The 16,825-nt window shown below is 69.9% G+C and carries 14 protein-coding genes and 1 tRNA gene; 10 read left to right on the top strand and 5 right to left on the bottom strand.

From position 1 onward, the window contains the following. Together QSK05_RS00750 and QSK05_RS00745 are read right to left on the bottom strand one after the other, a co-directional pair. On the bottom strand, positions 1 to 489 hold the full coding sequence (locus QSK05_RS00750; protein ID WP_285592810.1) for an FHA domain-containing protein FhaB/FipA: 489 nt from the start codon (positions 487 to 489) through the stop codon (positions 1 to 3). A 10-nt stretch (positions 490 to 499) separates the two neighbouring features. Further along, positions 500 to 1,261: an FHA domain-containing protein gene (locus QSK05_RS00745; RefSeq protein ID WP_285595142.1), complete on the bottom strand. Its 762-nt coding sequence runs from the start codon at positions 1,259 to 1,261 to the stop codon at positions 500 to 502. A 331-nt stretch (positions 1,262 to 1,592) separates the two neighbouring features. On the opposite strand from QSK05_RS00745, the gene QSK05_RS00740 reads away from it, so the two are divergent. After that, positions 1,593 to 1,679, top strand: a tRNA-Leu gene (locus QSK05_RS00740). 258 nt (positions 1,680 to 1,937) lie between these two features. Here the strand turns inward: QSK05_RS00740 and QSK05_RS00735 are convergent. After that, positions 1,938 to 3,269 carry a UDP-N-acetylmuramoyl-tripeptide--D-alanyl-D-alanine ligase gene (locus QSK05_RS00735; RefSeq protein ID WP_285592808.1) on the bottom strand — a complete coding sequence of 444 codons (1,332 nt, stop codon included), beginning with the start codon at positions 3,267 to 3,269 and terminating at the stop codon, positions 1,938 to 1,940. Positions 3,270 to 3,399: 130 nt separating this feature from the next. Between QSK05_RS00735 and QSK05_RS00730 the strand changes: the two genes are divergently transcribed. From QSK05_RS00730 to QSK05_RS00710, 5 genes are all read left to right on the top strand, one after another. After that, positions 3,400 to 4,041 (top strand): M15 family metallopeptidase, encoded by a 642-nt coding sequence (locus QSK05_RS00730; RefSeq protein ID WP_285592807.1) that lies wholly within the window; start codon positions 3,400 to 3,402, stop codon positions 4,039 to 4,041. Beyond that, positions 4,038 to 5,216 (top strand): alanine racemase, encoded by a 1,179-nt coding sequence (alr, locus tag QSK05_RS00725; protein ID WP_285592805.1) that lies wholly within the window; start codon positions 4,038 to 4,040, stop codon positions 5,214 to 5,216. Before QSK05_RS00730 ends, alr begins: the two co-directional genes overlap by 4 nt. Further along, positions 5,213 to 6,169, top strand: a complete 957-nt coding sequence (locus tag QSK05_RS00720) for a D-alanine--D-alanine ligase family protein (RefSeq protein ID WP_285592803.1) — start codon at positions 5,213 to 5,215, stop codon at positions 6,167 to 6,169. Before alr ends, QSK05_RS00720 begins: the two co-directional genes overlap by 4 nt. Before the next feature lie 262 nt (positions 6,170 to 6,431). Next, complete coding sequence (locus QSK05_RS00715) at positions 6,432 to 7,799, top strand: sensor histidine kinase (RefSeq protein ID WP_285592801.1); 1,368 nt, start codon at positions 6,432 to 6,434, stop codon at positions 7,797 to 7,799. Continuing rightward, positions 7,796 to 8,476, top strand: coding sequence for a response regulator (locus tag QSK05_RS00710; protein WP_285592799.1), 681 nt, complete (start codon positions 7,796 to 7,798; stop codon positions 8,474 to 8,476). The genes QSK05_RS00715 and QSK05_RS00710 overlap by 4 nt, the downstream gene beginning before the upstream one ends. Positions 8,477 to 8,606: 130 nt before the next feature. On the opposite strand, the gene QSK05_RS00705 is transcribed toward QSK05_RS00710, so the two are convergent. Continuing rightward, complete coding sequence (locus QSK05_RS00705; RefSeq protein ID WP_285592797.1) at positions 8,607 to 10,268, bottom strand: Eco57I restriction-modification methylase domain-containing protein; 1,662 nt, start codon at positions 10,266 to 10,268, stop codon at positions 8,607 to 8,609. A 124-nt stretch (positions 10,269 to 10,392) separates the two neighbouring features. Between QSK05_RS00705 and QSK05_RS00700 the strand changes: the two genes are divergently transcribed. The 4 genes from QSK05_RS00700 (at position 10,393) to QSK05_RS00685 (ending at position 13,319) form a co-directional block, all read left to right on the top strand. Beyond that, positions 10,393 to 10,590, top strand: a complete 198-nt coding sequence (locus QSK05_RS00700) for a Flp family type IVb pilin (protein WP_285592794.1) — start codon at positions 10,393 to 10,395, stop codon at positions 10,588 to 10,590. A gap of 42 nt (positions 10,591 to 10,632) precedes the next feature. Further along, positions 10,633 to 11,421 (top strand): hypothetical protein, encoded by a 789-nt coding sequence (locus QSK05_RS00695; protein WP_285592792.1) that lies wholly within the window; start codon positions 10,633 to 10,635, stop codon positions 11,419 to 11,421. 108 nt (positions 11,422 to 11,529) lie between these two features. After that, complete coding sequence (locus QSK05_RS00690) at positions 11,530 to 12,489, top strand: ATP-binding cassette domain-containing protein (protein ID WP_285592790.1); 960 nt, start codon at positions 11,530 to 11,532, stop codon at positions 12,487 to 12,489. Continuing rightward, positions 12,486 to 13,319 carry an ABC transporter permease gene (locus QSK05_RS00685; RefSeq protein ID WP_285592789.1) on the top strand — a complete coding sequence of 278 codons (834 nt, stop codon included), beginning with the start codon at positions 12,486 to 12,488 and terminating at the stop codon, positions 13,317 to 13,319. Before QSK05_RS00690 ends, QSK05_RS00685 begins: the two co-directional genes overlap by 4 nt. A 2-nt stretch (positions 13,320 to 13,321) precedes the next feature. Here QSK05_RS00685 and QSK05_RS00680 read toward each other — a convergent pair whose 3' ends face one another. Continuing rightward, positions 13,322 to 16,567 (bottom strand): AfsR/SARP family transcriptional regulator, encoded by a 3,246-nt coding sequence (locus tag QSK05_RS00680; protein WP_285592787.1) that lies wholly within the window; start codon positions 16,565 to 16,567, stop codon positions 13,322 to 13,324. Between the last annotated feature and the right edge of the window lie 258 nt (positions 16,568 to 16,825).

Here is a 16,825-nt window from a genome sequence, read left to right as displayed (position 1 = left end):
CTACCTCCGCAGCTCGAGGACGGTACGCCCGATCCGGATCTGGGCTCCGGGGGCGATCGGTACCGGGTCCTGAACGCGGTTGCGTCCCAAGAAGGTCCCGTTGGTTGACCCGAGATCTTCGACCATCCAGACGCCGTGCCGCAATGACAGCCGTGCATGCCGACCCGACGCGTAGTCGTCGTCCAGCACCAGCGTGCTCTCCGGTGTGCGCCCGATCAGGATCGGAGCCTGACCCAGGGGAATCGTCGTGCCTTTGAGTGATCCCGCCGTCACGACCAGTGTCGTCGGGAGTGGTGGCGATTCCTGCTGCTGTGGCTGGGATCTGCCACCACCACCCGACATGGCCGGAACTGCGGCCGTGGCTGGTCGGCGGCTCACCCGGGGGCTGTTGAACAGGTCGCGGCGCATGACCGCCACGACCGACAACACCAGTAGCCAGAGAAGTGCAAGGAATCCCAGCCGTAGCAGGGTCAGCGTGAGCTCGCTCATCGCGGTTTCATCACCATGATCCGAAGCGGATGACGAGGGTGCTGCGGCCGATCTTGATCTGGCTGCCGTCGACGACCTCGGCGGTGTTGATGCGTTCGCCGTCGACGTACGTGCCGTTCGTAGATCCGAGGTCGGCCGCAATCAGCCGGCCGTGCTCGACGCGGACCTCGGCGTGTCGCCTGGACACACCGATGTCATCGACGATCACGTCGGCCTCAGTGCCGCGACCGATCACGGTGACCGGTGCGGTGATCGGGTAGACCCGGCCGTCGACCACCAAAGAGGGGTGGTCGGGCTGCTGTTGCTGGGCGGGGGGCTGCCCGTAGCCCTGGCCGGGCCGGTGTTGTTGCTGCTGCGGGGCGCGGGAGAGCGCCTGCTGCTGCGGGTGGGACTGTTGGGGCCGGGTGCCGCGGGTGGTGGTGCTGCGGACCCGGAACAGGCCGGTGTCGAGATCCTGGGCCTCTTCGAAGCGGACCGTGATCGGCCCGACGAACGAGTACTCCTGGTTGCCTGCGTGCTCCGCGACCACGTCGCGCAGCTCGTCGCCGAGCGTGTCTTCCCACTCGCCGAGGCGCTCATGGTCTCCGGCGCCGAGTTCCACCACGAAGGTGTTCGGCGCCAGGGTGCGACCGCGGGCGACCACAGTGGCCCGGTCGTCGATCTCGCGGCGGAGGGCGCTGGCGATCTCGACCGGCTGCACCTCACTTCTGAAGGCCTTGGCGAAGGCGCCGTTGACGGCGCGCTCGATGCCCTTCTCCATCCGGTCGAACATTCCCACGGCTACCTCCTCCCGGTCCGGTGGCTGACTGCTGATCCTCACAGATCCTGCCGCAGTCACGGTCACAGCACGACCGGCCCGGTACATGGGACGCCCGGTGCGCCCGCCTCGAGGACAACGCCTGAGGGGCACACCGTGATCCGTGGCACGGGTCCGGTCACCTCCCAGCGTATCCGCGAGCCGGTGCACCCCGTGGATGAGACGGGGACCGGAGATCGTCACCGATTATCCCCAGATGCCCGGCTCCTCCCGGACAGTGGGTCCGGGCCCCGGGTGGCAGGTCAGGGGGCACCCCCAAATCGTGCTAGCGTTCTACTCGCAGCAAGCGCGAGTGGCGGAATAGGCAGACGCGCACGGTTCAGGTCCGTGTGCCCGAAAGGGCGTGGGGGTTCAACTCCCCCCTCGCGCACCACCCAGCAACACCAAGAAAGCTTCCGGGACATCCCGGGAGCTTTTTTTGGTTTGCCGTGATCCTGAACCGGCGAGAGCTACGTCACCCGCTGATCGGGATGATCGGGGCCCCGGAAGCCTCCCTGGGCACAGGGCCACCCACGGGCGACCCCGGGACGGACACCCGCCCGCCCCGGTGTCCACCGGCGTCCTCAATAAATGGGTGCCGCCGGCGAGGGCCCGGGCGTGTCGGTCACCTGACCAGGAAGAGCCCACACCGTCAGCCCGCCGGGACCGTGCCGAGCAGCTCGTCGACGAGCAGATCGAGGGCGCCCGCCCGCGAGCCCTTGACCAGCACCACGTCATCGGCCGTGAGGTTGGCCCGCAGCCAGTCGAGTGCGCCGGCGCGGTCGGGCACGTGCACCCCACCCGCCTCCCTGGCCACCGGGAGAGCCTCGCCACCCACCGCGAGCACGGCGTCCACACCGAAGATCCCGGTCAGCGCCCCGACCTGCCGATGCGAATCAGCGGAGTGCGGTCCCAGTTCGTGCATCTCGCCCAGCACCGCGACGGTCCGGCCCGCCCGGCGCCGACCGATCCCGTCCAGACAGGCCAGCGCGGCCAGAGCCGCGTCGGGATTGGAGTTGTAGGTGTCGTCCAGCACCAGAAGTCCGTCGACGCGTTCTTTCGGCTCCAGGCGGTGCGGGGTGGGCCCGGCCCGCCCCAGCCGGTCCGCGATGTCGCCCGGCGACTCCCCGGCGGCCAGCGCCATCGTGGCTGCCGCGGCGGCGTTGGCGACCTGGTGGTCACCACTGCGGTGCAGGGTCACCGGGAACCACCCGCCGTCGAGACGGAGCTCGAACGACGGCCGGCCCAGAGGGTCCAGCGTGACGTGGCGCCAGGTCACGTCACCGCGCCGGCCGAAGGTCCGCACCGGTGCCAGGGTGCGCGGGGTCATCGCCATCACCCGGGGGTCGTCGGCGTTCAGCACCGCCAGGCCGTCGGCGGGCAGCGCCTCGATCAGCTCGCCCTTGGCCCGCGCGATCAGTTGCGCCGAGCCGAAACGGCCGATGTGGGCGCTGCCGACGTTGAGCACCGCCGCGATGTCGGGACGGGCGATCGAGGTCAGCCAGGACAACTGCCCGACCCCTCGCGCGCCCATCTCCAGCACCAGCCGGTCGGTCGTGGCGCCGACCCGCAGGGCGGTCAGCGGCACACCCAGCTCGTTGTTCAGGTTGCCCACCGTGGTGACGGCGCCGGGGAGCAACGCCGCGAGAAGGTCTTTCGTGCCGGTCTTGCCGTGCGAGCCGGTCAGGGCGATCACCTGGGGACGCACCTGCCGCACCACGTGCCGGGCCAGCCGGCCGAGGGCCACCACCGGATCGGTCACGACCACCGTGGTCGCGGGGGTGGGCTGGGACCCGAGCACGACGTGCGCCCCCTCCGCGTGGTCGTGACCGTCGGAACGGGCTCCGGCCAGCGCCACGAACAGCCCGCCCCGCACCGGGACGCGGTTGTCCAGGTATGCCTCGCCGGTCACCGTCCGGTCCGGGTCGCCGTGGACCTCGCCGTCACAGATCAGAGCGATCTCGCCCGCAGTCATCGGGATCATGACCTCGATGCTCGTCCGCGAGGCGCAGGTGGCGCGTCATCCCCGGGTCTGAACTCTCCTCCGTGGGTACCGGCGGGTGATACCTCAGGTGGAGGTGCCGGCGGGGCCCGTCGGGCGAACGTTGTTCATCGTGACGATCCTTCTCTCCGACCCTCGGGTCGCTGCAGTGCCGCTGCGTGAGACCGGCGAACCGATGGTCGAACTCTCCGAGAACTTCGGCCCGGTCCGGGCCACGGTCCGCGTGGGGCTGGCGACCCGGTTGCTCCGGGCTCAGTCCTTCCTGCCCCGGGGCCTGCATCTGCGGGTGGTCGAGGGGCATCGCTCACCGCAGCAGCAACGGGCGATCATCGAGACGTACACGGCGCAGGTCCGGGCGGCCCACCCCGGTGCGAGCGAGCGGGACCTGCCCGACCTGGTGGCCCGGTTCGTGGCGCCGCTCGCGGTGGCCCCTCACGTCGCCGGGGCCGCCGTCGATCTCTCCATGGTGGACGAGGCGGGCGTCGCTCTCGATCTCGGCACACCGGTGGATGCGACTCCCGAGCAGTCACGCGGAGCCTGCTTCTTCGACTCGCCGTGGATCTCTTCGCAGGCCAGGGCCCATCGGCGGCTGATGGCGGCCGCGCTGAACAGCGCCGGTCTGGTGAACTACCCGACCGAGTGGTGGCACTGGTCCTACGGCGATCGTTACTGGGCCCTGACCACCGGCGCCCCGAGTGCTCTCTACGGTCCGGCCGGTTCAGCCGATCCAGCCGATCCAGAGGGTGCAGCATGAGTGCATCGGTGATCGTGGGCGATCATGCACCTTTCTTCCCCGTTCCCAAGGCAGAAAAGGGCAGCGGAACCAGCCTCGCGTCCCGTCCCACCCTCACCGTGGACCTGGCGGCTGTGGGGGCGAACACCCGCCATCTCAGCCGGATCACCCAGGGCGAGGTGATGGCGGTGGTGAAGGCGGACGCGTTCGGCCACGGCGCCGCCCAGGTCGCCCGCACCGCACTGGCCCACGGTGCGACCCGGCTCGGCGTCACCAGCCTGGCCGAGGCCCTGGCCCTGCGCTCCGAGCGGGTCTACGCACCCGTGCTGAGCTGGCTCAATCCGGTGGACGCGGACTGGGCACGGGCCGTGCGGGCGGGTGTGGAACTGGCCGTGCCGAGCCTGGAGCACCTGGCTGCCGTGGCCACTCTCGCCCCGGGCGCCACCGTGCACCTGCACCTGGACTGCGGCCTGGCCCGCGACGGCGCCGAGCCTGCCCTCTGGCCGGCTCTGTGCGCGGCGGCGCGGCAGGCCGAGCAGCTCGGCCTGGTCCGGGTAATCGGCCTGATGGGCCATCTGAGCTGCGCAGATGTACCGGACGACGCGTCGAATGCAGTGGGCCGGGCGACGTTCGACTGGGGCGTGCGGGTGGCCCGGGACGCCGGGCTCGATCCCGCGCACCGGCACCTGGCCGCCACCGCTGCCACCCTGAACGACCCGCTGAGTCACCACACGACGGTCCGGGTCGGGGCCGGGTTGTTCGGTATCGACCCCTCGGGTGCGGGGCGGATGCGGCCCACCCTGACCCTGACCGCGCCCGTGATCGGCCTGCGCCGGGTCGGTGCCGGTACCGCGGTGGGGTACGGGCAGACCTGGACCGCACCGATGACAACCCAACTGGGCCTCATCGGCGTCGGATATGCGGACGGACTTCCCCGCCGTGCCTCGAACCGGGCGCAGGTACTCGTGCGGGGTGTGCGCCGGCCGTTGGTGGGGCGGATCTCGATGGATATGGCCGTGATCGATCTGGGAGAAGAGGGCGCGCGCATGGGCGACGTCGTGACGGTGTTCGGGCCCGGCGCCGCCGGAGAACCAACGGTGGCCGAATGGGCTTCCTGGGCAGACACTATCGAGCACGAAATGATGACTGGCCTGGGGCCCCGTCTGGCCCGCGGCCGGTCTGGAGGGCGGTCGTGAGCGCACGGGTGGCCGTGGTCGGCGGTGGGCAGAACAGTGAGCACGAGGTTTCCCTCGCCTCGGCCGCGGGCGTTCGGAATGCCTTGCTGGCAGCCGGTTACGAGGTGGTCGGCCTGACCATCGACCGGGCGGGCACCTGGCGCGACGGCGAGTTGCGCCCCATCGGCCTGGCCGGCGCGGTGCAGGTGATCAGCAGTTGCGAGGTGGTGGTGCCGATGCTGCACGGCTCCCACGGGGAAGACGGCACCCTCGCCGCGCTCTGTGATCTTGCCCAGGTGCCCTACGTCGGGTCGGGAGTGGGCCCGGGTGCGGTGGCCATGGACAAATGGGTCACGAAGCTCGTTGCCCAGGCCATCGGCATTCCGGTGGCGCCGGGTTGCCTGCTGACGCGAAGCACCTCTAGCGCATATGTTTTCACTGGTCCGGTGGTGGTCAAGCCGGTGTCGGCGGGGTCCAGTCACGGGGTTTCACTGATGATGGACGAGGCACAGCTACCGGCTGCCCTCGACGCCGCTCTCGCACTCGATGATCGCGTGCTGGTGGAGGAACAGATCAGCGGCCGGGAGATCGACGTGGCCGTGCTCGGGCGGCCCGACGGCTCCCGCCTGGTCGCACCGCCGCTCGAGATCGTTCTGAAGAAAGAGATTTTCGACCAATCGACCAAGTACGACGGCAGTGCCGAGTTCTTGATCCCGGCCGATCTGAGCGCTCAGGAGGGGAAGGCGCTGGAAGAGGCCGCGCTAGCGATGTACGACGCGCTCGGCTGCTCGGGGGTGGCACGTGTTGACTTCTTCCTCACTGCGCAGGGCCTGGTGCTCAACGAGGTGAACACCGCGCCGGGGTTCACGGAGCAGTCGCAGGCGCCGAAGATGTTCGCCGCCGGCGGTCTGCCCTACGTCGAGCTGGTGGATCTGCTGGTGCGCGACGCCCTGGCGACGGGCCGGGGGCGATGAGCATCCCGAGCATCGACCGGCTTGGCCGCCACGACCTGGGGAAACGCACGCTGCGGCGAAATCCGGCTCCTGGGCGGTCAGGCCCCGCACCTGCCGGGTCGGGGCTGCTCAGCGTGCTTCCATTGCGAGGTAGTGTCATCAACCTGGTCGGAGGTTCCGTCATCACCGTGCTGCTGCGCGCCGGGAGTACCGGGCCCGCGTCGCCCGTTCCGATATCGATGCGACCACCGGGATCTGGCACCGCAATTCTGATGGTGCCCCGATGAACCAGTCCCTGGAACCGCATTCCGATCAGCCCCGGCCCCCGATGAGTCCTGACGGGCAGAAGCTTGTTCGTGATCTGCAAAGGTGGCTGCGCAGGTGGGGCGCCGACGTCTTCGCCGGCCTGCTGGTGTGGTTCGCCGGGCTCGCCGAGACCGTCTTCGTCAGCTGGTACGCGATCGATCGCCTGCAATTCGTGGTGCTGGTGTTCGGCATGGCGATCGCGGTCGCCATGGCCCGGCACTGGCCGTCGGTGGCACTGGGCACGGTCTGGCTGGTCGGGCTGCTGCAGTTCTCGAACGAGCTCAGCATCATGCTGGTCCAGTTATCCATCGTCTACATCGCTTTCGCGATGGCTCGGTGGGGTAGCGCGGCCACGCTCTGGGTCAGCATGGTGTCGATTCCCACGGCCGTGATCGGCGGCGTGGTCTTCATGACCCATATCGGCCCGGAGGCGCTGTCGTTGCTCTCCGGCGGGGTGCCCCTCTCACTGGCTGCCGATGTCCTGGGTGTGTCGTGGCGGATGATGTCGGCGGCCTTCGTGCTCGCGCTGTTGCTGGTGCCCTGGCTGATCGGCCTGGTCGCCCGGTTCGCGGTGCGGGCCAGCGCCTCGGAGGCGTCACTCGAGGTGGCCGAGGCCGATGCCGCCCGGGCCCAGCGCGAGAACGAGCTGGCTCAGCGTGAGAGTGAGCAGGCCCGGGAGATCGCGTCGCTGCGTGAGGAACAGGCCCGGCTGGCCGCCGACGTGCACGACGTGGTGGGACACTCGCTGGCGGTGATCCTGGCGCAGGCCGAGTCGGCGCAGTTCCTCGACGACGATCCGGTGGTGCTGAAGAAGACCATGGTCACGATCGCCACGTCGGCCCGGTCGTCGCTGCAAGACATTCGCCAGGTGCTGGCCGGGGCCCAGCAAGCCGCCGTGGTGGCGTCGGCGGGCTCGTTCCGTGAGCTCGTCGCCGGGGTTCGTTCCAGCGGGCACGAGGTGATCACCAACGAGGTCGGCCCGGTGCGTCCTCTGCCGCCCGAGCTGGAGGTCGTCGCCCACCGGGTGACGCAGGAGATGCTCACGAACGCCATCCGGCACGGCCGCCGCGATCGTCCGGTGCACGTCGAGAGACATTGGCCGGAAGGACCCTTCGCGCACGACCTGCGGATCGAGGTGCGTAACGTCGCGGCCCGGCGGCTCGCGGACACCCAGCCGCTCGACGTGCTGCCGAGCGGGGAAACACCGAGCCCGGGCGGGCAGGGGCTCGGCGGGATGCGTCGCCGGGTAGAGAGCGTAGGTGGCAAGCTCGACATCCGGACCCGCGACGAACCGGAAGGACCGACCTTCACCGTGACTGCCTGGATTCCCGTGAGCGGGCGATGAGCGAAGAGAGCCTCCCGGACATCCGCGTGCTCCTGGTCGACGATCAGGAGCTGTTCCGGGCCGGCGTGCAGGTGATCATCAATGCGCAGCCGGGCATGGCCGTGGTCGGTTCGGCCGGTGACGGCCTGGAGGCAGTGCGGCTCGTCGACGAACTGCAGCCCGACGTGGTGCTGATGGACATCCGGATGCCCGAGATGGACGGGGTCGAGGCCACCCGGCAGATCTTCCAGCCCGAACGAGTGGCCCGCCGGGCCCGTCCGGTGCGGGTGGTGGTGCTGACCACCTTCAACCTGGACGACCGCGCGGCCCGGGCGATCCGCTACGGCGCCAGCGGTTTCCTGCTGAAAGACACCACCCCGCTGATGCTGCGCGACGCGATCCGCACGGTGCACGCGGGTAACGCAGTGCTCGCCCCGAGTGACCTGTCCACGCTGCTGGAGACCCAGTTCCGCGCGGCCGCGCCGGTGCCGTCCGCCTACCTGGCGCTCACCGACAAGGAGCGCGAGGTCTTCGACGCCGTGGCCCGGGGCCTGTCCAACACCGAGATCGCCGGCCTGATCTTCGCCAGCGAGTCGACCGTGAAGACCCACGTCGGCGCGATCCTGCGCAAGCTCGCCCTGCGCGACCGCGTGCAGATCGTGGTCTTCGCCCACCAACACGGCCTGGTCAAGTTCTGACCAAAAACCTTTGTGCCTGATCACGAACGAGGCGGGGTGGGGGCCGCTGTCACGAACAGGGAAAGTGGCTGTGCTGCGTAGCAAGGGAAGTAGCTGCGCCGTGTAGCAAGGGGAGGTGGGCTCGGCCCGGTCAGAAGCGGGTGCGGGCCCGGTCCTGACGGCGTTTCTGCAGGTGGGCGTGGGCTGCGCGCAGGTGGGTCACGGTTTCGGGGGCCAGGCCCAGGGTGTGGTTGAGCAGAGCCTCGTCGACCATGCTCACCGCCTCGGCCAGCCGGAATCGGCTCAGTGCGGTGGCGACGGCAGGGCGGATCTGGGTCAGGGCCGGGGTCGCAGCCTTCAGCAAATCCGGTGACGGCAGCGGCAGTTGTTTGGCCTCACTCGGTTCCAGCTTAAGAAGCCCTCCACCGTAAGATCTTCCGACCGTCTCGGCGCCGAGCAGACTGACCGAGCCAAGGGCGGCGAGGGGGAGGAGGCCCGAGGGGTCCGGGTGGTGGAGATGAACTCCGTGCACCGAGTTCAGATGATGGGCCCGGGCGGAGTTCGTGACCAGGCGGGGTGCGTCGGCGTTCATGTAGGTCAGCAGCAGGTCGGGAGGGGATGCCAGTCGCACCTGCCACCACGGTGTGCGGATGCGGCACTTGTAGGCCTCGTCCACACCCATCGCCTCACCGGCCCGCACGTACGCGGCCGCAGCCGGGGAACGCCGATCGGCGGGCCGGAAAAGTCTTACGGCCGAGCCATTCTCTCCGAGTTCACGGAGGGCGTCGGCACTGAAGTCCAGTCCGCGCAGGTGTGAACTGCCGGGAGGGGAGAGCGGGAGCAGGTCGGCGGGGCCCAGTCCGCGGGCGTCAGCCTCGTCAAGGGTGAGGGCGAAGTAGCTGTTGTTGCCGGTCACGATGCCGAGCGAGACCCGGCCCCAGTCGTCGAGCACACTGAACTCCGGGCCGCGCAGCAACTGGTCGAAGGCGCGCAGGGGCTCGGCCGGGATCAGGGCCGGGGTCCATTTCCGGTCGGGCGAGGGCACGGTGAACGACTCGAACACCGGCTCGGCGGGCAGTTCCTCCAGCGCCGCGGCGTTGCGGACCTGCAGCGTTTCCAGCCGGGTCTCCCGCCGGTGGGAGTTCGAAGGGCTGTGGAACCCGTCGGCCAGGACCAGCACGATCTCCGCCACGACCCCGGGGAAGACGCGTTCGGTGAAGGCCACCAGCCGCACCCGGGCGAAGTTCTCCAGCAGGTACCGCCGCACCGGGGCCGCGTAGTTCACGCTGAGCAGTTCGGCCGGCAGCACCAGTCCGAGTCGGCCGCCGGGCCGCAGGAACCGGGAGGCGTGCAGGGTGAACGCGGCCCATGACGAGGCCAGGCCGCTCAGGGAGACCCCGGCCCGCCGGGCCGCGGCCTGGGCCCGCGCCCGGTCGGAGCCGGTGAAGTCGTGGTAGCGCACGTACGGAGGGTTCCCGATCACCGCGTCGTAGTCGCCGGTCGGATCGAGGGTGAAGAAGTCGGCCGTGGTGACGGTGGCCCGGATTCCGGTGGCCTCCAAAGCCGACCGAGCGGCCTGGGCAGATGCGGGATGAAGCTCAACCCCGTCCAAAAGCCATTCGGAACCACCGAACTCGGCAGCCGCAAGCAAAAAGGCGGCCTCCCCGGACGACGGCTCGAGCACCCGGCCACTGCTGCCGCGCAGGGCCCAGCGGGTGACGTACCGGGCTATGGGGGCGGGTGTGAAGAAGGCACCCCGGGCTTTCCGTCGGCCGAGCGCCGTCATCGGGTGACCGGCTGTGCCGTCGGGCAACCGGTCGGCACCACCCCGACACCGACCCGCCCTCTGCTCACCACCCACCTAGTTTCCCGGGTTTTCCGCAGACGATGTGCACGGGGTGACCACCGAGCGAGAACGACCACGTAGGGTCGGTCAGGTGAAGCACCCTGGCGACCGTGGATCGTCCGCGGTCGAGTACGGCCTCATCGCCGGTGGCGTGGTGGTCGCCTTCCTAGCTGCTTTCGTCGGGCTGCAGGCAATCGTGGGTGAGGTCTTCGGCCGGGCCGTGACCCAGATGGAGAAAGTGGAACCACTGAGCACGCCTGCGGAACCTGCCCCCGGCAGCACTCGTTGAATCTTTTCAGTGACGATCGCTATCGAGGGAGTGTGACCTGTCGTGGGGTTTCTGGACAGGCTTCTGGGTCGTGACAAAGACCAGCGGGGCTATCAGCAGTCACCCGGCCAGAGTTGGGGCGGCCAGCAGCAGCAACCGTCCTGGGGGTCACCGGGTGACCAGAGCTATCAGGGCAACCAGGGCTACCAGGGCAACCAGGGCGGTTACCAGCACCAGGGTGGGTTCCCGCCGGCCGTCGGCCGTCCGGGCGCCGAGCCCGGCAGCGACGCGCAGTCCGACCAGGCCGCGATCGCCCGCTACCGCTACATGCTGAAGACCGCCCCGCCGGAGCGCATCGAGCAGGCGCACGCCGAGGCCTTCGCGAAACTGTCGCCCGACCAGCGGCGCATGGTGCTGGCCGGTCTCTCCGAAGAGGTCCCGCCGCACGAGCGAGCCACGAGCGACGACCCGCGTTCCCTGGCCCGGATGGCCACCCGTGCGGAGATGCGTAACCCCGGCACCTTGGAGCGCAGCTTCAACCGGCCCAGCATGGGCGGCGGCATGGGCGGCGGCGGGATGGGCATGGGCGGCATGATCGCCGGTGGCCTGCTCGCCGGTGTGGCCGGTGCCTTCGTCGGCACCGCGATCGCCGACGCCATGTTCGACGGCTTCGACGGCAGCGAGTTCCAGGAGGGCTACGAGGCCGCGGCCGACGACTTCACCCAGCAGGGTGAGCAGGTCAGCCAGCAGGTCGACCAGGGTCAGCAAGACCTCGCGGAGGCCGGCGGCGACGGTGGCTTCGACATGTTCGGGGGCGGCGACGGTGACTTCGGCGGCTTCGGAGACGTCTGACAGCGCTCGATAGCCGCTGACAGCGGCGCGTGCGCGCCCTGACAGCGCGCCCCGGCACCTTGGACGAGTCACAGAGAACGATTCAGTACTCATCCAAGGAGTCCACCCATGGCATACGCCTTCGAGGCCGAAGGGCTGGTCAAGCGCTTCGGCGCCACGACCGCCCTGGCCGGGGTCGATCTGGCGGCTCCCGAGGGCACTGTCCTCGGTGTTCTCGGGCCCAACGGAGCCGGCAAGACCACAGCGGTCCGCATCCTCGCCACCCTGCTGCGCCCTGACGAGGGGCGCGCCACCGTGGCCGGACTGGACGTCGTTCACCAGGCGCCCCAGGTGCGCCGCCAGATCGGCCTCACCGGCCAGTACGCGTCCGTCGACGAAGATCTCACCGGCACCGAGAACCTGGTGCTCATCGGCCGCCTGCTCGACCTCTCCAAGCGCGACGCCCTCGCCCGGGCCCGGCACCTGCTCGGTCAGTTCGACCTGACCGAGGCCGCCGACCGCGTGGCCAAGAACTACTCCGGCGGCATGCGGCGCCGGCTGGACCTCGCCGCCAGCCTGGTCGGCCGCCCGTCGGTCATCTACCTCGACGAGCCCACCACTGGCCTCGACCCGGCCAAGCGCGACGACGTCTGGCGTCTGGTGCGGGGCCTCGTCGCGGACGGCACCACCGTGCTGCTCACCACGCAGTACCTGGAAGAGGCCGACGCGCTCGCCGACGACATCACCGTCATCGACCACGGCCGGGTCATCGCCCACGGCACCCCGGCCGAACTCAAGCGCGTCGTCGGTGGCCAGACCCTGGTGGTGCGCCCGGCCGACGCCGCGCACCTCGACACCGTGCGCGGCCTGCTGTCGCAGGTGTCCACCGGTAAGAACATCGACTCCCCCGCCCGCGGCGTGCTCAGCGTGCCCGTGGACGACGACAGCGCGATGACCACGGTGGTGCGCCGCCTCGACGACGCCGGAATCGCCGTCACCGAGCTGTCCCTGCGACTTCCCAGCCTGGACGAGGTCTTCTTCAGCCTCACCGGCGCCCGCCAGCAGATCGAACAGGAGAGTGCGGCATGAGCAGCACCACCACCCTGATGACCGAGGCACCGGACGTTCCCACCGCGCCCACCTCCGACACCCCGGCCAAACCGTTCCCGCTGATCCGGCACTCGCTGATCCTGGCCGGCCGATCGATCACGAAGATCCGGCGCACACCGGAACAGCTGATCGACGTCACCGTCCAGCCGATCATCTTCACCGTGCTGTTCGTCTACCTGTTCGGCGGCGCGATCTCCGGCTCGCAGCACGCCTACCTGCAGTTCGTCCTGCCCGCCCTGATGGTGCAGACCGTACTGTTCGCCACCCTGGCCATCGGCGTGAACCTGAACACCGACATGGGCAAGGGCGTGTTCGACCGGTTCCGCAGCCTGCCGATCCCCCGCTCGGCCCCGCTGGTCGGCGCGGTACTCGGCGACGTCGTCCGCTTCGTCACCTCGATCACCGTGCTGCTGGGCTTCGGCTACGCGATCGGTTTCCGGGTGCAGACCAACTTCTTCCAGGCGCTCGCGGCCTGTCTGCTGGTGCTGTTCTTCGCCTTCTCGCTGACCTGGGTGTCCGTGTTCCTCGGCACCACCGTGCGTAACTCCGGCACCGTGCAGGGCATCGGCTTCCTGGTGATGTTCCCGCTGACCTTCGGCTCGTCGATGTTCGTGCCGGTGGACACCCTGCCGGGCTGGCTGCAGGCGTGGGTCAAGGTCAACCCGATCACCCATCTGACCGAGGCCTGCCGAGGCCTGATGGTCGGCGGCGCGATCACCGAGCCGGTGCTCTGGTCGCTGGGCTGGTCGGTCGCCATCATGGCGGTCTTCGCACCCCTGGCGGTGCGGATGTACCGCTCCCGTACGTGAATTCAGATGGAGGACGCCGTTGGGCCCGGATCGGGCCCAACGGCGTCCTGCGTGGTCGCCTTGAGCAGGGCGACGGCGTCCTCCGGGTCGAGGGCACGGCCGGAATCGAAGCGGGTGGTGAACTCCTCCGGGGTCAGGGCGGCCTTGATCCTCGTGGTGAGCCGGGCGATGTCCGGGTCGCGGAAACCGTCGTGGCCCCGCATCCGGGCGGAGGCGCCCAGCATCCCGGCGGCCTCGGCGGGCCGGTCGACGGTCAGGAGGTACTCGGAGACGGCCACGCTCACCCGGGCGATGACCGGCAGGTCCTGGCTGTTCAGGGCCAGCCCGACGGTCGGGGCCAGCCGGGCCGCGGCCGCGTCGGGAGCGTTGTCGCGCAGTTCGTACACCATCAGTTCGCTGAGCAGCGTCGCCTGCATCTGGGGCATGAGGCGTGGCCTCGAACCATTCTCGGTGATGGCCTTCTCGGCCAGCCGCCGGGCCTCCCCGAGATTGCCCTCGGCCGCCGCGAGTGACGCCGCACCGGAGATGGCGAATGCATGAGCCATCCACGAGCTGGTTTCCGAAGCCATCCGCCGGGCCGTCTCGAGGTCGCGCCGGGCGCCCGCCAGGTCACCCTTCTCCTGGCGGATCCGGGCGATCCAGACCAGGGCCTGGGCCTCGTCGTCGGTGGCGTGCAGCTCGATCATCAGCTGCCGGGCCCGAGTGAAAAGCTCGATCGCCCGGTCGAGTTCGCCGTCAACTCGCATGATCTCAGCGAGCTGGCTGCTCGCGGTGGCGATGCCCCACCGGTCGCCGATCTCCTCGAACATCGCCAGCGCCTGCGGGACATGCTCTCGGCAACGCTCGAAATCGCCTTCGTTCTCGGCCAGCATGGCGACCATCAGCCGCAGCATGGCGCGGGCCCATGGATCGGTGTGGTGAAGGTTGCGGGCCACCGCGGCCCGGCTGGCCTCGGAGTCGTGCCGCAGCTCGGCCAGGGCCGGCTCGATGAACGTCAGCAGGGGATGGCCGCCCAGCACATTCACCTGCTGCAGGAGCGCCTCGATCCGGTCGAGGTCGTGCTCGCCCGGTAGGTCGTTGCCACTCAGCGCGGTACTCAGCGCGGCCAGCACGGTCACGACCAGCAACGGCTCGGGGTGGCTCTCGCCCGGCACCCGCAGAGCCTGTGTGGCCCAATCTCCCGCCTCCTCGTGCCGGCTGGTCATGGTCCAGTACCAGCCGAGTGCGCCGGCCAGCCGCACCGCGTGGTCCGCGTTCTCCGTCTCCACCGCGAATCTCATGGAGGCGAGCAGGTTGTCTCGCTCGGAGGTGAGCCGGTCCAGCCAGAACAGCTGGTCACGGCCACGTAGGTGGGGGTCGGCGGTCTCGGCCAGCTCCAGGAAGTAGGTGGCGTGGGCCTGGCGCATCGCCGCCATCCCGCCGCGCTCCGAGAGCTTCTCCAGCGCGTACTCGCGGATCGTCTCCAGCAGCCGGTAGCGCGGCTGCGGGTCGTTCCCCGAGGCCACCACCAGCAGCGACTTCTCGGCCAGTGAGAGTAACCGGTCGGCGACCGTGTCCTCGTCGAAATCCGTTGTTCCCGAGTCAAGTTCGGTATCGCGGCAGACGGTTGAGGCGGTCTCGGCGGTGGCTCCACCGCCGAACACGGACAGCCGCTCGAGCAGGTCCCTCTCCGCGTCCGGCAGCAGTTCCCAGCTCCAGGCCACCACGGCGCGCAGCGTCTGGTGCCGCGGCATCGCGGTGCGGTTGCCGCCCGTGAGCAGCCGGAAACGGTTGTCCAGCCGGGCGGCCAGGGCCTGTGGGCTCAGCGTACGCAGCCGGGCCGCGGCCAGCTCGATGGCCAGTGGCAGACCGTCGAGGCGCCGGCAGATCTCCCGCACCGCCTCGGCGTTCTCGTCGGTCAGCGTGAACCCGGGCCGGACCAGGGCCGCCCGGTCGGCGAACAGCTGCACCGCAGGCGAGTCCTCGGCCGCGGTGGCGAGCGGGCGCACCGGCCAGATCGACTCCCCGACGATGCCGAGCGGCTCGCGACTCGTCGCCAGCACGGTCAGTTGGGGGCAGCGGGCCAGCAGGAACTCGGCCACCTCGGCGCTGGCCTCGATCAGGTGCTCGCAGTTGTCCAGCACGATCACGGTGTCGTGCGGCGCCAGGCTCTCGACCAGCCGGGTGCGCACGTCGCGCAGTGGCGGCTGCTGCAACGTGGAGTCGAGCTGGGAGCGGTCGATCGATCCGATGCCGCCCAACACGGTGGACGCCACGTCGTCCGGATCGGTCACCGGCGCGAGCTCGATCATCCACACGCCGTCCCGATCGGCCAGGCGACTCGCGACTTCGCTGACCAGCCGGGTCTTTCCGGCTCCACCGGTGCCGACCAGGGTGACCAGGCGGGTCCGGCCCAACTGCTCGGTGATCCCGGCGAGCTCGGCCTCCCGGCCGACGAACGTGGTCAGAGGGACGCGCAGATTGGTGCGGCGGACGATGCCCGGCGGCGGTTCGGGGCTGGTGGGGGACGCCACCGAACGCAGGGCGGCGTCGTCCCGCAGCACCTGACCCTGCAGTTCCTGGAGCGCGGCGGGCGGATCCAGGCCGAGTTCGTCGGCCATCGCCCGGCGCAGCTGCTCGTACACGGCCAGTGCCTCGCCCTGCCGGCCCCCGGCTGCGAGGGCCCGGATCAGCAGCTCGTGGGTGCGCTCGCGCAGCGGGTGCGCGGCGATGACCTCTTCCAGCTCGGTCACCGGCTCACCGGCGCGGCCCAGGGTGAGAAGAGCCGCGGCGCGCTCATCGATCGCGGTGAGTCGCAGCCGTTCCAGCCGCTCGGTCCAGGCCTGCGCGTAGGGCGCGTCGGTGACCTCGGTCAGAGGGCTGCCACGCCACAGGCCCAGTGCCCGCCCCAGCATCTCGACCGTCTCCGGCGGTCCGGTCGTACGCCGCCCCTGCCCCACCAGGTTCTCGAAAGCCAGCGCGTCGACGTCGTCCCTGGTGATGGCCAACCGGTACCCCGCAGGCCCGGACTCGATCAGGTCGGGCCGGGGCAGTGCCCGCCGCAGCCGCGAGACCAGCGACTGCAGGGCGTTGACCTCGTCCGCCGGCGCATCTTCCAGCCACAGCGACTGCACCAGCCGACTCACCGGGACCCAGGCCCCGGCATCCGCACTCAGCCTGATCAGCAGCGATCGCAGACGGGCGCCGCCGATGTCGACGGGCTCACCCTCGGCCTCGATCATCAACGGCCCCAGCACGCGTACCTGCACGCCCCCAGTGTCGCAGCCCCCTCTCCCCTCCTCTTTCTTCCTCCGTGATCATGCAAAACCTCCCCAGAGTTCTAGAACTGTGGGCGTAAGAGTTCTAGAACGCCGGGGAGATTCTGCATGATCACGAACAGGTTGGGGTGGCCCATGAACAGGGTGGGGTGGCCATGAACGGGGTGGGGTGGCCATGAACGGGGTGGGGCGGGGTTGAAGAGGTATCAGCGCAGATCGCGGTGCCTCAAGGTGGTCAGCCCGGCCGCG

This window comes from Kineosporia sp. NBRC 101731 (assembly GCF_030269305.1).
Classification (GTDB): domain Bacteria; phylum Actinomycetota; class Actinomycetes; order Actinomycetales; family Kineosporiaceae; genus Kineosporia.
This window is presented reverse-complemented; position numbering and strand designations above follow the sequence as displayed.